Source organism: Phytoactinopolyspora halophila (assembly GCF_003287285.1).
Taxonomy (GTDB): domain Bacteria; phylum Actinomycetota; class Actinomycetes; order Jiangellales; family Jiangellaceae; genus Phytoactinopolyspora_A; species Phytoactinopolyspora_A halophila.
On record NZ_QMIG01000015.1, the window covers coordinates 61,366 to 75,015 of the forward strand.

Here is a 13,650-nt window from a genome sequence, read left to right on the forward strand (position 1 = left end):
GCGTCGAGCAACATCGTCCCGGACAGGCACAAGAGCAGACACCACATTCGCGGTGTCCATTCCCGACGGGCTTCCCGATCTGTCCCGCCGGCAGTGTCAATTGGGAGACTCGATCGCCGTTTACTCCTGGGTCCCGGGGTATGGCACACGGGCGCGCTGGCGGCGGAGGGCGTCGCCCCACCAGATCAGTTCATCGATCATCTCGTCTGCGGCCTGCTCGTAGCGCTTCGGCTCGATCGGTTGCCCGTCGTGGTCGAACACCTCGGGGTAGTTGGTGAAGGAGACCGTGGTCCGAACGGACGTCGCGTGCAGCTCATTGAACACCAGCCGCAGCGCCTCCACGGCTCGCAGCCCTCCAGCGACCCCGCCATAGCTGACGTATCCGATCGGCTTGGCCCGCCACTCGTCGAAGTACCAGTCGATGGCATTCTTCAGCGCCGCGGGGTAACTGTGGTTGTACTCCGGCGTCACCATGACGAACGCGTCAGCGTCGCCGAGCCAGGGGGCCAGCTCGCGCACCGGCCGCGGCGGTTGGTCGTCGTGGTTGAGCACGTCGGGCAGCCAGCATTCGGCCAGGTCGACGACGCTGACGTCGACGTCGGACCGGCGGCGGGCGCGTTCGGCAAACCACTCGGCGGCCGTCGGCCCGAAACGGCCGACACGGGTACTACCAATGATCACAGTCAGGCGGAGTGGTTCGTCGATCATGTTGGTGGCTCCTCTCAAAGGCTTTCGCATCGCCCGGGCGATCTGAGGACGACCATGCACGTCCCCGCTTCGGATCCACTTCGGGCCGACTTTGGATCTGCTCCTGCTCGGTTAGGGTTGAAGTGTGAGGTTCGGTGTTCTCGGGACGCTGGAGGTGCACACCGACCGTGGAGAACCGGTCCGGGTGCCCGAGCTCAAGGTCCGTGTCCTGCTCGCCGACCTGCTCGCACACAGGGGCACGGTGGTCTCCGCCGACCGCTTGATCGAGGATCTGTGGGACGCTCAGCTGCCGGCCAACCCCCGCACGGCCCTGCAGGCACGCGTGTCGCAGCTTCGTCGGGCTCTTGACGACGCCGAACCGGGCGCTCGTGAATTGGTTGTCTCAGAGGGGCCGGGTTACGCCCTTCGCGTCCGGGATGACGCAGTGGACGCTGACCGGGTCGCCGAGTTGCTACAACGGGCGCGCGACACCGACGATCCACGACAGCGCGCCGCGCTGCTCGACGACGCATTGGCCCTGTGGCGAGGTCCGGTGTTTGCCGATACGGCTGACGCGCCGTTCGCGCGCGCCGCCGTCGCCCGGCTCGACGAGCTGTGGCTGACCATTCATGAGGAGCGCGCCGAAGCGCATCTTGCGGCGGGGTCTCCAGCGGAGCTGACCGGACAGCTCGCCGCGTTGGTCGCCGAGCATCCGCTGCGTGAGCGGCTGCGAGCAGCGCTGATGCGCGCGCTCTACCAGGCCGGCCAGCCCAACAAGGCACTGGAGACATACCGGGACATCGACACCCGGTTGCGCGACGAGCTCGGGACCGAACCCGGTCCCGAGCTCGTCGCCGTGCACCACGCCGTGCTCACTCACGACCCGCAGCTGCGCCCGGCGCACCCGTCCAGCAGCGACGAGCACCTGGCGCTGCCAGCAACCTTGACTCCACTGGTTGGCCGAGACAACGACCTCGCGCGAGTGCAACGGGCGCTCGACGGGCGGCGCCTGGTGACCCTCGTCGGTCCGGGCGGGGTCGGCAAGACCCGGCTGGCGCTGGCCGTCGCTCACCAGGTGGCCGATCAGTCTGCTGACGGTGTCCGGCTGGTCGAGCTGGACCAGGTGCCCACTGGAGCTGGCGAGGCTGATGTGGCGGGCGCGATCTCTGCAGCCTGCGGGGTGCGCTCAAGCGCGACGTCCCGCGTGCGCGACCCGGAGGCTTGGGCGGACCCCGTCAGCCAACTGATCAATGCTCTGCGCGGGCAGGACATGCTGCTGGTGCTGGACAACGTCGAGCACCTGGTGGACGCCGTTGCCGCTATGGTGAGCCGGCTGCTCTCCGCCGCGCCAGGGCTCCGGGTGCTCACTACCAGCCGGGAGCCGATCACGCTGCCGGCCGAGACGGTACTTCCGGTCGATCCGCTGGACGTCGACGGTTCCGACGGCACCGACTCCGCCGCCGCCGTGGAGCTATTCACTGCCCGCGCCCGCACAGCCGACCCCGACGCCGAGCTCGACCCGGCGACCGTGCGCAGGTTGTGCCATCGCCTCGACGGTATTCCACTCGCGCTCGAGCTGGCTGCCGCGCGGGTCCGCGCGCTTGGGGTAGCAGGCCTGGTCGAACGCCTCGACGACCGGTTCGCGCTCTTGAGCCGGGGTGGTCGTGACTGGGGCCCGCAACGGCAACGGACGCTTCGGGCGACACTGGACTGGAGCTGGGAACTCCTCGACGATGCTGAGCGAGCGGTGCTACGTCGACTGGCCCCGTGCATCGGAGGGTGCACCCTGGAGGCCGCCGAGGATCTGGCCACCGGGTCAGACGTTGCCCCCGACGAGGTCGCTGATCTGGTCGCACGACTGGTGGACCGCTCCTGGCTGGTCTCGTCCGGTCAAGGCCAACCGCGACGCTTCCGGATGCTCGAATCGATCGCAGCCTACGCTGCCGAGGCGCTGGCCGTCGCCGGTGAGGAGCGCGCGGCGCGCGACCGGCATCTCGCCCACTATCTCGCCGTGGTCGAACAGGCGGATGCCGGGCTGCGGGGTCGCGAACAGCGTCGCTGGCTGGAGCGGCTCGACCTCGAGTCCGCCAACGTCCGCGCCGCACTGGATCATGCCGTCGCCACTGGCGCCGCCGATGCCGCATTGCGGCTGGTTGACGCCACAGAGTGGTATTGGTTCCTGCGAGGACGCGCCAACGTGGGAATCCGCGCGGCCACCACGGCGTTGTCGGCGATCGGCGACGGCGTCGAGCCGCCGAAGGCGGCATCGGTGCGGGCGTGGCGGTCCGGCCTGGCCCTCTGGACGAACACTCCCGACGTTCCTGTGCAGGCCGTTCCCGTCGCCGCGCCGCCGCGTGTGCGCTGGTTCAATGCATTCGCACACTGGGCGCTGGACGTCGCTACCAGTCACGTGCAGCTGTCCGAATTGCTCACCGAGTTTCGGGCGAGCGGAGACGAGTGGGGCACGGCAGCCGCCCTGGTCACACGGGCAAATGTCGCATTGGGTACAGATCATCTCGACGCCGCGTTGCGAGACGCGGAGCTGGCCGGAGCGATATTCACCGAATTGGGCGATCAGTGGGGGCACCTGCAGGTAGCGACCTGCCTGGCCCTCGTGGCCGAGATCCGTGGTGACTACGACGAGGCCCTGCACCTGCACACCACTGCCCTGCGCATGGCGGAGGATCTGGATCTCGCCGCCGAGACATCCGGACTGCTCGCGGCCCTGGGACGGTTCGCCCTGGTCGTCGGCGACTTCGATACCGCCGAGGCGCACCACCGCCGCGCCCGCGAACTAGCCCGCGATCAGGGCAACCCGGGGCTTGTGGACTATGCCGAGTTCGGCCTGGCGCTCACCTTGCGTCGCCGCGGGGACCTGGAGGGAGCCGAGGCGCTGCTGCTCGACTGGTTCGGCCGCCAGCACGGGCACGGCAAGGTCGACGGGCCGTTCAGCCCACTGCCGCTGATCGAGCTGGGATTCGTCGCCGAGCAGCGCGAAGACGGGCCGGGCGCGCTGGAACGGCAGCGCCAGGGCCACGCGCAGGCGGTCCTCTCGTCGTCTCCGCGGACGATGGCGCTGGCTCTCGAAGGGCTCGCTGGCGCGCACAGCCTGCTTGGTGCATCGACTAAGGCCGCGCACCTGCTTGGAGCCGCGGACGCACTGCGCCGAGGACTGGGGACCCCGTTGGGCCCCGGAGAGCGCGGTGACGTCGATCGCATCCGTTCCCGGGTGCAGACGGCCCTGGGGGTCGAGGCAGCGAACGCCGCCGAGGCCGAAGGCGCCGCTCACCCGTCCACGGAGCTAGCGTGGGATCACGGCAAGCCGTCAAGACTACTCTGGCCAAGCTAACCCATGATCATGAACTCTTACCGTCCACATACGTCGATAAGAGTTCATGATCATGGAGTCACGTCATAGCGCGGCCTCACCACCACGCACGCAGAACTCGACAGTGCGGCACAGCCCTTCGACGAGCGGGACCATCGGCCGCCATCCGGTCACGCCCCGGAAGGCCGACGAGTCGATCGTGATGCTGCGAAAGTCACCTGGCTCCGCATAGTCCGGCGGCGGGACCGGCACGACCTTCACCGGCGGCTTCCCCGTTTGCCTCGCGACGGTTTCGGCGATCGTCCGGAATACGTCACCGAGAGCCTCACCACGTCCAGTGCCTAGCAACCATCGCCGACCGGACAGGTGGGGAACGTAGTGGGTTGCGGCGACCAGTCCCGCTGCAGCGTCCTCGACGTAGAGCAAATCCCGCCGGACCGTACCGTCGTGCCACATCGTCAACGGCTCGCCGTCGAGCGCCCGGCGCACCATCGTGGAGACCACTCCCTTGTCGCGTGCCGTGGAATCCGGGCCATAGCCGTACATGGCTGGCAGACGCACCGAGACACCGTGCAGCACACCTTCCGCATCGGCCGCGAGCAGCGCACGCTCAGCGGCCAGCTTCTGCCGGCTGTACTCGTCGCTCGGGCGATCGGGCTCGGTACCGTCGATGACCTCCCTGTCGTGCGCACCAACCTGAGAGGTAGCCCCAGCAAACACGATCCGCTGCCGGTCGCGACCCCGCCGCCGGCGCGCGGCCTCGACCAGGTCATGAACGAGCCCGACGTTGACCCGTTCGGCCGCGCGGTCCCCGTCATCGATCCGCCACGTCGACGAGCCGGCGATGTGAGCAACCGTGTGCACCACGACGTCGGCATCTGCGACCACGTCGGCGACCGCTCCCGGCTCGGTCAGCTCGAGCGGGCACACCTCGATATCGGCAACCGCACCGTCCGGAACTGCCGCGGGACGCCGGGAGACCGCACGAACTCGAAGTGGCTGCGCAGCGAGATGCCGTAACACGGCCGAACCGACAAAACCCGTGGCGCCGAGCAGGACCACGTGCGCCGGCTGCACCGCGGACATTGTCTGAATCGACGTCATAATCCGTCACACCCGACCTCACGAACTAGGGTAAATGTCACGGAAAGAAATCCAGAATTCAACCATTCATTCTTCGAAACACGGCTCTGGGGGCGTGGCTTCGAGATTAGCGTCCGCAGCACACCATCGAACCCAGTTTGCACAGACTCTACGCAAATCTGGAATGAATATGACGTCGGCGAAAACCTCACACGGAATTGACCAAATTAGTATTGATCCTTTTCCTGCGATGCACGCACTCTGGATCCCAACCATCCACGAGGAGCGTGCACATGTCGATATCCGTGTGGGACTACCTGCCCGAGTACGAAAACGAACGCGAGGAAATCCTCGAGGCGGTGGATACGGTGTTCCGGTCCGGGCAGCTCGTTCTCGGCAAGAGCGTACGGGGATTCGAGCGCGAGTTCGCCGACTACCACGGTCTCCCCCATTGCGTTGGCGTCGACAACGGCACCAACGCCGTCAAGCTGGCACTGGAAGCAGTCGGGGTCGGGCCCGGTGACGAGGTGATCACCGTGTCGAACACGGCAGCACCGACCGTGCTCGCAATCGACAGCGCCGGAGCGACCCCGGTATTCGTCGACGTGCGGCGCGACGACTACCTGATGAACGTCGACCAGGTCGCCGCCGCGATCACACCGCGGACCAAGGCTCTGCTTCCTGTCCACCTCTACGGCCAGTGCGTGGACATGACACCGCTGCACACACTCGCCGCAGAACACGGGCTGGCCGTCGTCGAGGACTGCGCCCAGGCCCACGGCGCCACCCAGCGCGGCCAGCTGGCCGGAACGTTCGGTGACACCGCGGCGTTCTCGTTCTACCCAACGAAGGTTCTGGGCGCCTACGGCGACGGCGGCGCGGTCGTAACGCCGAATCAGAAAACCGCCGAAGAGCTGCGAAAACTACGCTACTACGGGATGCGCGACGTGTATTACGTCGTCCGCACCCCCGGACACAACAGCCGCCTCGACGAGGTGCACGCCGAGATCTTGCGCCGCAAGCTGCGCCGGCTGGACGACTATGTGGCCGGCCGCCGCACGGTCGCCGCGCGCTACGCGGAGGCCCTCGGCGATACCGAGCTGGAACTTCCGAAGGTGAACGACGGAAACGAGCACGTGTACTACGTCTACGTGGTGCGTCACCCCGACCGGGACAGGATCATCTCGGAGCTCGCCAACCACGGGATCAAATTGAACATCAGCTATCCGTGGCCGGTTCACACCATGACCGGGTTCGCCCACCTCGGCTACGAGCGCGGATCCTTGCCAGTCACCGAGGAACTGGCCGATCAGATCTTCTCACTGCCCATGTACCCGTCGCTCGACCTGGACCGCCAACACCGCGTGATCGACGCCGTGCGCCAGGTTCTGGGCGTGGATCGGGCAGGAATGGCGGTGGCCCGTGAAGGCGCGTGAGCTGGCCATACCTGGCACGTTCGAGCTCGTGTCTTCGACGTTCACGGACGAGCGTGGGACGATCGCGATCCCGCACGACGAGCGGGAGCTTGTCGCGGTCACCGGGCATCCGATGTTCCCGGTGCGGCAGTGCACCCACAGCCGATCTGTCTGCGGCGTCGTGCGTGGTGTGCACTACACCGCCACCCCGCCGGGAAGTGCCAAGCTCGTGTACAGCCTCTGGGGGCGGGCGTTGGACATCGTGATCGACCTGCGGGTCGGATCGTGGACATTCGGCCAGTGGGACGTGGTCGTACTCGACGGGGAATGGCCGAGCGCGCTGTTCATGCCGATCGGCATCGGGCACGCGTTTGTGGCGCTGGAAGACGACACGACGATCCACTACATGCTTTCAAAACGGTTCGTGGTGGAAGAGGAGTATGCGATCTCCGTTCGCGACCCGGAGCTGGGATTGCCGCTGCCTACGGACATGGAGCTCATCCTGTCAGACCGTGACCAGGGTGCTCCGACGCTGAAGCAGGCATGCGACACGGGGCTGCTCCCGAACTACGAGACCTCCCGCGCACTCGATGACGCCCTCTATGTGGGCCACGAAAATCCAGTCACGATCACCGGGTCCACACGCGCGAGCTCCGCGTAGGGCGCAACCAAATCACGGCTCGTTATCTGTGCCCGGGAGCTCGTTACGATCAATATTCCTCAACATTAAATGAACCCAATCCCCGCAACGTCCCTCTTCGTCCGACCAACCACGTCGGGACGGCTGGAATGAAGCCAGCCGGCTGTCGAGAGGAACTCGCGAGTGATCGGTGGGGTGAAGTCGAAGAACTTGGGCGGCTCGGGTAGCTGGACCTGGCCGAGGATGGTGGCTTGACCTGAGGTGATGATGGAGCGTGGAGCCACGATGCCGTCGGCGGTGGCGAGGGTGCGCGGTTCGAGGGTGCCACGCATCGAGGACACTCACCCCATGTCGATCGCGCGCGGGCGCCGACCATCCCATCACGGAGAGTGCGCCCGAACCAGATCATGAGACCACCGGGATGCCGACCAAAACGGGACGACCCAGCGAGGGAGAGTGCTCCGTCTCCTTCACACGCCCTGAAGCCGACAATTTCCTGTAGATCATCTGCCCTAGACCGGCTTGGCAGCTAGGGTCGGTCCAGACGACGTGGTGTCAGGCAGGGGCAAGGGTATTGTCAACCAGGCCGAGGCGCTCGTAGATCTCCCGAGTCGCCGGTGAGCGGTTCAGCGTGTAGAAGTGGAAACCTGGCGTCCCTTCAGCCAGCAGCCGCTCACACATGGCCGTCGCATAGTCCACGCCGATGGCCCGGACCGCCTCGCGGTCGTCGCCGGCAGCATAGAGGCGCTCGGCCAGCGACTCGGGGAAGGCCGCGCCGCAGAGTTCCGCAAACTTCTGGATCTGCTTGACATTCGTCACGGGCATAATGCCCGGAATAATCGGCTTGTCGCCCCCGATGGCCACGGCGTGATCACGTAGCCGCAGGTAGTCCTCAACGTTGAAGAACATCTGGGTAATGGCGAAGTCCGCACCGGCACGGAACTTGCCCACCAGGTAGCGCACGTCGGTCTCCACGTCTGGTGAGCGCGGGTGCTTCTCCGGGAACGCGGCAACGCCGACAGAGAAGTCGCCAACCGACTTGATCAGCCGGACCAACTGTTCAGAGTAGAGCAGACCTTCCGGGTGGGGCGTCCACTCCGCCTGCGGGTCACCGGGCGGGTCGCCACGCAGCGCAAGGATGTTGCGGATACCGGCGTCGGCATACTGTCCGATGACGTGGCGCAGCTCGGCCACCGAATGGTTCACGGCGGTGAGGTGCCCCATCGCGGTCAACGTGGTGTCCAGCGCCACCTGCCCGGTGAGGCGGACTGTTGACTCTCGTGTGGTGCCGCCTGCGCCGTAGGTGACGGAGATGAACGTCGGGCGCAGCCGCTCCAGCTCCCGCATCGTCCGCCAGAACAGGCCCTCGGCCTCCGGTGTCTTGGGTGGCGAGAACTCGAACGAGTACGACCGCTCGCCTGCGGCCAGCAGCTCGCGGATAGCCGGGCCGTTTCCTTGTGGGGTGCTCGGCAATCCTCGAGACATACCAGTCACCTTATCGAGGCTCGTCCACATTTCGAACGGTAGATCTCATTAAGTGGGATCTCGTGCCCGCCAACCTGCAATGATGCACCGAGACGTCGATGCCCAGCCAGCCGAGGCACATCGGCTAGCCCGCCTTCACGCCAGGTGGCTCCACCTCTGACCTCTGGCGCATCGCTCACGATGGCTCTCACAGTGGAGCACGACCAGGGCAGCGAGATGGTCTCTTCCGCCTTCATTAATCGCACCCCCACGCCACGCCGATGCCATGCTCAACAGCCAGATGCGCGCCATGGGCGCCGTTCTCATCGAAGGGGTGAAGGGCTGCGGCAAGACTGCCACCGCCCGCCAGGTCGCCGCCAGTGAAGTCCTGCTCGACTCGGATCCCAACGCCGAGAGGAGAGCCGCGCTCGATCCCCGGCTGCTGTTGGATGGGGATACTCCACGCCTGCTCGACGAGTGGCAATGTGTCCCTCGCATCTGGGATACCGTTCGTCGAACAGTCGATGATCGCGGTTTGCGTGGCCAGTCCATCCTCACCAGCTCAGCCACGCCCCGGGACGATGCTCAGCGTCATTCCGGAGCTGGTCGCTTCGGCGTCGTTCGGATGCGCACCATGACCTTGACCGAGAACAGGCGACCACGCCGACCGTGTCGGTCGCCGACCTCCTCAACGGAATCGCGCCCGTCCCAGCGAACAGCCCACTAGAGCTACGCGACTACCTGCACCACATCGCCGTCGGCGGGTGGCACCTACTGGTCGGCTCAGACGATACCGACGCCCGCACCTACCTGGACGGCTACCTCAACATCATCGTCGAGCACGACAGGTTCCCGCCTGGGACCCCTCGGTACGCTCGTCCAAGCGCCTGATCACCACCGCGAAGCGACATCTCGGCGATCCCTCCCTCGCCGCCGCGATACTCCAGATGTCACCCGAGCGCATGCTCGCCGACCTCGAGATCACCGGATTCCTCTTCGAAAGCCTCGTCGCACACGATCTGCGCATGTATACCGAAGCAGTCGGAGCCTCCTGCTTCCACTACCGGGAAGCCGACGCCCGACTCGAGGTCGACTACACCCTCGAGACCCGCGACGGCGACTGGGCCGGAGTCGAGGTCAAGCTCGGCGAGAACGAGATCGACAAGGCAGCGGCATCACTCCTGAAGCTCGCCGAGCACGTCACGCGGAAGCCAAAGGCACTCGTCGTCATCACCGGAACCTCCCTGGCCTACACCCGCGACGACGGCGTCCACGTCGTCCCGCTCGGCTGCCTCGGCCCCTGACAGACAGGCATCACTCAAACCAAGATCGACCAGGCGCTCAGCCGCTCGCTCAGCGACTGAAAACTTTGACACGTATTGGGCGAGAATGGCCGCGGGCAACCGGTCTCAGCCGGGGATAGCCGGACACAACAAGAACGCCATTCACCCGCATCTCCGCAGGTGAATGGCGGCCTACCGGTAGTAGCCCCGACGGGATTCGAACCCGCGCTACCGTTTGAGAGAGCGGCATGCCCAAGCCAAGCACACATGTGATCACCTGCGATAACGCGCGCTCGACGGCCGTGCGAAAGTAAACTTGGGCACGTATTCGACACAACCCCGTCGACCACGACCGGGGACAGCCGGCCACTATTGCCCGTCAGCGTCCCCGTCGGCATGTCACCAACGGAATACCCCGCTGGGCATGGTGAGCATATGGGCACGCCAGCCGAACCGCTGCCACCGGCGGGGCAGAGCACGCTGAGCGATCAGACCACGGCGGGATGGGGTGGGGCCATCCGGACTTGTTCCGGGATCCAACGGCGTCCCAGACAGCCGTCATCGAGCCAACTCCGACGACGGTGGCTGGCCGAGTCTGCGACGTGAGCGCGTCGGCGATCATGTCGAGCGGCAGCCGGTACCCGTCGTCGAACGATAGTGGCACCACGTCGACCTCTGCGCCGAGTCCTTCCCGGACGGTACGCGCGGGCGGAAAGCACGGCGTGGCGAGCAGAAGCCCGTCGCGGGGATCGTATGTGGCCTGGGCGACCAGGAACATCGCCTCGGTCGCGACAACCGTCACCAGTGCTTTGATCCCGGTCAGGGATACGTGGCTGCGCCTGTGTCACTGGGCGTACTCAGGTGCCCTCGGCGAAGTTGTCGCCCGGATCGCTCGCCCCTCGGCGAAGGTTACTGTCGTGGCGAGCAGTGCCAGAACGGCGGCGGGAACGCCGAGCAGGGTGACCGACAGCCAGTCTTGGGCTAGGCCGCCGAATACGCCACCCACCGCGACGCCGACGTAGATCGCGGAGGAGTTGAGGCCGAAGAGAACCGGAGCTGAGGCGGGCGCAAAGGTGACCAATCGGTGTTGTTGCACGACCGAGGCCATGCCGTCGGTCGCTCCCCAGATGGTGGCCCAGACGGCAGCAATGACCAGGTGGCTGACCGTGAGTGGGCTGATCGCAAGGAGCACGGTGCCGCCGGCGAATGCGGTGACCGCGACGCCGAGCGCCGGACGCTTGTCCACGAGGTAGCCGGCGAAGAAGTTGCCAGCGAAGACCCCGACTCCCCAGGCGAACAGGATCATGGTGAGCGCCTGCGGAAACGATCCGGTCGTGGCGTCGGCAGTCATCGCGCCGATGTAGGTGTAGACGGTGTAATGGCCGGCCATCACCAGTAGCGTCGCCATCAAGATCGTGAGCACCTTGGGCTGGCGCAGCGGAGCCAGGCGGGCCGCTAGGCTCGTCGTCGGCAACATCACCTTGGGCAATGACGCTGAGATGCCGACCGCGGCTACGACGCCCAAGGCGGCCACGGCCCACAGCGTGAGGCGCCAATCGACACTGCCGATCAAGTTGCCTAACGGCATGCCCAGCGCGGTAGACAAGGTCAGCCCACCGATCACCACTGCCATGGCACGACCGCGCCGTTCGGCAGGTGTGATCGCGACAGCTGCGCTCGAGGCGGTGGCCGTGATGGTGGCCGCCCCAAGCGCGGTGAGAATGCGGGCCAGCAAAGCCAGCAGGTAGGTCGGGCTGAGCGCCGTCACGATATTACCGACGACGAACACGACCAGCGCCAGTTGCAGGGCCTTGCGGCGATCCAGCGGGCTCAACAGCCAACTCAGAACCGGCGCCGCGATGGCAAGTGTCAACGCGAACACTGTCACCAACTGACCAGCTGCCGGAATGCTCACGCCGAGGTCCGTGGCGATGGCAGGCAGGAGTCCCGCGATCACGAACGCGTCGGTACCGACCGCGAAGGTGGCCAACGCCAGTGGGAACAGCGGTCTGACGAAATCGTTGGACCTCGGCGTACGTGGCTCGTCGGTGTCGGCCCGAATCAAGCGTTGTCTCCTGTCTCTTGGGACAGGCTGAACTCCACGCCCTGATCGTCGGTGCAGTGGGCGTATGCGCCGGACGGAATGGTGACTGGATCTTCCGCCGTACCGCCGAGTTCGCGCACCCGAGCAACTGCAGCCTCGATGTCGTCGACAGCGAAGAAGATCCGCGGGTGTCGTGACGAATCGTCGTGCGGTGACCCGCCCATCGGCTCGGGCCCCTGGATCATCGAGTACCCCGGAAAGTTGCCCTCGTAGAACGTCCAGCCGAACAGCGAGTTCCAGAACCGCTGCGTCGCTGCGATATCGCTACTCGGCAGTTCGAAGTACGTGACCTGTCCACTCATAACCTAGCTCCTTTATGTCAACGTGCTGACATTCAGTATATGTCAGAATGCTGACATGGAGCAAGCAGAGACCGTCGGCGACCTTGAACTGTCCCTGGGCTACGTCGTCAAGCAGGTACACGCCGCACTGCGCACCGCGATGGACGAGGTCCTGCGGCCACTGGAGCTGACCGTCCCCCGATACGCCTGCCTCGAACTACTCGGTCAGCACCCCGGACTGTCCAACTCCGAACTCGCCCGCCACGCCTTCGTCACCCGCCAGTCGATGAACCTCCTCCTACGCCGGCTACAAGAGCGCGGCCTACCGGCGCGGCCCGATCAAGCACCCCGCGGGCGGGCACTACCGACCGAGCTCACTGAGGACGGGCAGGCAACACTGCGTAAAGCCAGCATCGCGGTCCGCGCCGTCGAAAAGCAGCTGTTCTCGCCCTTGTCCGAGGAGCAGCAGCACAGGCTTCGTGAGGATCTTGCCGCCCGCGTGGACTCTTCCATCGCCATCTAGCCGTACTCGGCCGGGACGTTGACGCCGTCGTGGTGACCTGTTAAGAGCGGCTTCACGACGCGATACGCCTGCCTTTCACCGGTTCGCCGGTACCGCCAGCCGTGCCGAAGTCACCCGCGCCGCGTCCGCCAGATCACTGCTGAAGCGGGCGGCGACACTACGCCCATCGCTGGCCACGCCGCGACCTGCTGATATCGGCTACCTGCTCGGCACGGCCCTCGCCAACATCGCGGCCCGGTGGCCGCACGCATGCCCGCCGCCCGCTCCACCGGCGCCCGGATGGACCCACCCCTGCTGCTTGCCCTGGATGAGATCGGCAACCTCGCACCGCTACCGTCCTTGCCGACTCTGATGATGGGCTTCAACACCAGGCGCCGCCACGACCCGGACCGTCCTGATTGGGTCGAAGAGTCACTTCGTTGGGCCAGCCGGAACATCCGCCCCGTCACGGCACTCACCGATCCAACCGTGCTCAGAGGCGTCCTCGATGGTCTCGCCGTCCGGCTCGATGGCACACCGCGAGCGGCAAGCGTCGTGTCACGATGGCGCAAGATCCTCGCCGTCAACCCCATCCCAGCGTTGAAATGAAGGGCGCCGGTCTGGAAACAGGCGAGGAAAGCCGTGTTCGGCAAAACAGCCGACCAATCACCCTTGACCGCTCGCCCCTACGACCTACGCCACGCGGGCGTATCAACCTGGCTCAACGCCGACGCCGACCCCTCTCAGATCGCGGAGTGGCCGGATCACTCCGTCGACATCCTGCTGAGGATCTACGTCAAATGCATCGACGGCGACGCCGCCCGAAACCGCGCCAAGATCGACCAAGCCCTTGGCCGGCCCCT

Annotated in this window: 15 protein-coding genes; 8 read left to right on the plus strand and 7 right to left on the minus strand. The window is 66.1% G+C overall.

Translation table 11 applies throughout. The features are described from left to right. Positions 1 to 120: 120 nt before the first annotated feature. Complete coding sequence (locus DPM12_RS14175) at positions 121 to 708, minus strand: NADPH-dependent FMN reductase (RefSeq protein WP_112258990.1); 588 nt, start codon at positions 706 to 708, stop codon at positions 121 to 123. 124 nt (positions 709 to 832) lie between these two features. Between DPM12_RS14175 and DPM12_RS14180 the strand changes: the two genes are divergently transcribed. Further along, positions 833 to 4,036 (plus strand): AfsR/SARP family transcriptional regulator, encoded by a 3,204-nt coding sequence (locus DPM12_RS14180; RefSeq protein ID WP_112258991.1) that lies wholly within the window; start codon positions 833 to 835, stop codon positions 4,034 to 4,036. 63 nt (positions 4,037 to 4,099) lie between these two features. Here the strand turns inward: DPM12_RS14180 and DPM12_RS14185 are convergent, their stop codons facing one another. Further along, on the minus strand, positions 4,100 to 5,101 hold the full coding sequence (locus DPM12_RS14185) for an NAD-dependent epimerase/dehydratase family protein (protein ID WP_112258992.1): 1,002 nt from the start codon (positions 5,099 to 5,101) through the stop codon (positions 4,100 to 4,102). Between the two features lie 290 nt (positions 5,102 to 5,391). Here DPM12_RS14185 and DPM12_RS14190 point away from each other — a divergent pair, with 290 nt between their 5' ends. Both DPM12_RS14190 and DPM12_RS14195 read left to right on the plus strand, forming a co-directional pair. Next, positions 5,392 to 6,534, plus strand: coding sequence for a DegT/DnrJ/EryC1/StrS family aminotransferase (locus DPM12_RS14190; RefSeq protein ID WP_112258993.1), 1,143 nt, complete (start codon positions 5,392 to 5,394; stop codon positions 6,532 to 6,534). Next, complete coding sequence (locus DPM12_RS14195; protein WP_112258994.1) at positions 6,521 to 7,174, plus strand: dTDP-4-dehydrorhamnose 3,5-epimerase family protein; 654 nt, start codon at positions 6,521 to 6,523, stop codon at positions 7,172 to 7,174. The genes DPM12_RS14190 and DPM12_RS14195 overlap by 14 nt, the downstream gene beginning before the upstream one ends. 65 nt (positions 7,175 to 7,239) lie before the next feature. On the opposite strand, the gene DPM12_RS14200 is transcribed toward DPM12_RS14195, so the two are convergent. Both DPM12_RS14200 and metF read right to left on the minus strand, forming a co-directional pair. Continuing rightward, positions 7,240 to 7,485, minus strand: a complete 246-nt coding sequence (locus DPM12_RS14200; RefSeq protein ID WP_112258995.1) for a hypothetical protein — start codon at positions 7,483 to 7,485, stop codon at positions 7,240 to 7,242. Positions 7,486 to 7,708: 223 nt separating this feature from the next. Next, positions 7,709 to 8,638: a methylenetetrahydrofolate reductase [NAD(P)H] gene (metF, locus tag DPM12_RS14205; protein WP_112258996.1), complete on the minus strand. Its 930-nt coding sequence runs from the start codon at positions 8,636 to 8,638 to the stop codon at positions 7,709 to 7,711. Between the two features lie 289 nt (positions 8,639 to 8,927). Here metF and DPM12_RS24500 point away from each other — a divergent pair, with 289 nt between their 5' ends. From DPM12_RS24500 to DPM12_RS14215, 3 genes are read left to right on the plus strand one after another with little or no spacing between them, the layout of a single operon-like run. After that, a complete protein-coding gene (locus DPM12_RS24500) occupies positions 8,928 to 9,344 on the plus strand; it encodes an AAA family ATPase (RefSeq protein WP_425467596.1) in 417 nt (138 codons plus the stop codon). Next, positions 9,287 to 9,508 carry a hypothetical protein gene (locus tag DPM12_RS24505; protein ID WP_425467598.1) on the plus strand — a complete coding sequence of 74 codons (222 nt, stop codon included), beginning with the start codon at positions 9,287 to 9,289 and terminating at the stop codon, positions 9,506 to 9,508. Before DPM12_RS24500 ends, DPM12_RS24505 begins: the two co-directional genes overlap by 58 nt. Further along, positions 9,508 to 9,921, plus strand: coding sequence for a DUF4143 domain-containing protein (locus DPM12_RS14215; protein WP_425467597.1), 414 nt, complete (start codon positions 9,508 to 9,510; stop codon positions 9,919 to 9,921). The genes DPM12_RS24505 and DPM12_RS14215 overlap by 1 nt, the downstream gene beginning before the upstream one ends. A 358-nt stretch (positions 9,922 to 10,279) precedes the next feature. Here DPM12_RS14215 and DPM12_RS23640 read toward each other — a convergent pair whose 3' ends face one another. The 3 genes from DPM12_RS23640 to DPM12_RS14230 form a co-directional block, all read right to left on the minus strand. Beyond that, complete coding sequence (locus DPM12_RS23640) at positions 10,280 to 10,702, minus strand: hypothetical protein (protein WP_211658984.1); 423 nt, start codon at positions 10,700 to 10,702, stop codon at positions 10,280 to 10,282. A 42-nt stretch (positions 10,703 to 10,744) separates the two neighbouring features. Then, on the minus strand, positions 10,745 to 11,890 hold the full coding sequence (locus DPM12_RS14225; protein WP_158542893.1) for an MFS transporter: 1,146 nt from the start codon (positions 11,888 to 11,890) through the stop codon (positions 10,745 to 10,747). A 71-nt stretch (positions 11,891 to 11,961) separates the two neighbouring features. Beyond that, positions 11,962 to 12,306, minus strand: coding sequence for a VOC family protein (locus DPM12_RS14230; RefSeq protein WP_112259000.1), 345 nt, complete (start codon positions 12,304 to 12,306; stop codon positions 11,962 to 11,964). A gap of 55 nt (positions 12,307 to 12,361) precedes the next feature. Between DPM12_RS14230 and DPM12_RS14235 the strand changes: the two genes are divergently transcribed. Further along, complete coding sequence (locus tag DPM12_RS14235) at positions 12,362 to 12,808, plus strand: MarR family winged helix-turn-helix transcriptional regulator (RefSeq protein WP_112259001.1); 447 nt, start codon at positions 12,362 to 12,364, stop codon at positions 12,806 to 12,808. A gap of 237 nt (positions 12,809 to 13,045) precedes the next feature. Continuing rightward, positions 13,046 to 13,396, plus strand: a complete 351-nt coding sequence (locus DPM12_RS14240) for a P-loop NTPase family protein (RefSeq protein WP_112259002.1) — start codon at positions 13,046 to 13,048, stop codon at positions 13,394 to 13,396. Positions 13,397 to 13,650: the final 254 nt, after the last annotated feature.

Excerpts from the sequence above, each read along its gene's own strand:
- DPM12_RS14175 (WP_112258990.1), bottom strand. The coding sequence starts at position 708 with ATGATCGACGAACCACTCCGCCTGACTGTGATCATTGGTAGTACCCGT.
- DPM12_RS14185 (WP_112258992.1), bottom strand. The coding sequence starts at position 5,101 with ATGTCCGCGGTGCAGCCGGCGCACGTGGTCCTGCTCGGCGCCACGGGT.
- DPM12_RS14190 (WP_112258993.1), top strand. The coding sequence starts at position 5,392 with ATGTCGATATCCGTGTGGGACTACCTGCCCGAGTACGAAAACGAACGC.
- DPM12_RS14200 (WP_112258995.1), bottom strand. The coding sequence starts at position 7,485 with ATGCGTGGCACCCTCGAACCGCGCACCCTCGCCACCGCCGACGGCATC.
- metF (WP_112258996.1), bottom strand. The coding sequence starts at position 8,638 with ATGTCTCGAGGATTGCCGAGCACCCCACAAGGAAACGGCCCGGCTATC.
- DPM12_RS24500 (WP_425467596.1), top strand. The coding sequence starts at position 8,928 with ATGGGCGCCGTTCTCATCGAAGGGGTGAAGGGCTGCGGCAAGACTGCC.
- DPM12_RS14230 (WP_112259000.1), bottom strand. The coding sequence starts at position 12,306 with ATGAGTGGACAGGTCACGTACTTCGAACTGCCGAGTAGCGATATCGCA.
- DPM12_RS14235 (WP_112259001.1), top strand. The coding sequence starts at position 12,362 with ATGGAGCAAGCAGAGACCGTCGGCGACCTTGAACTGTCCCTGGGCTAC.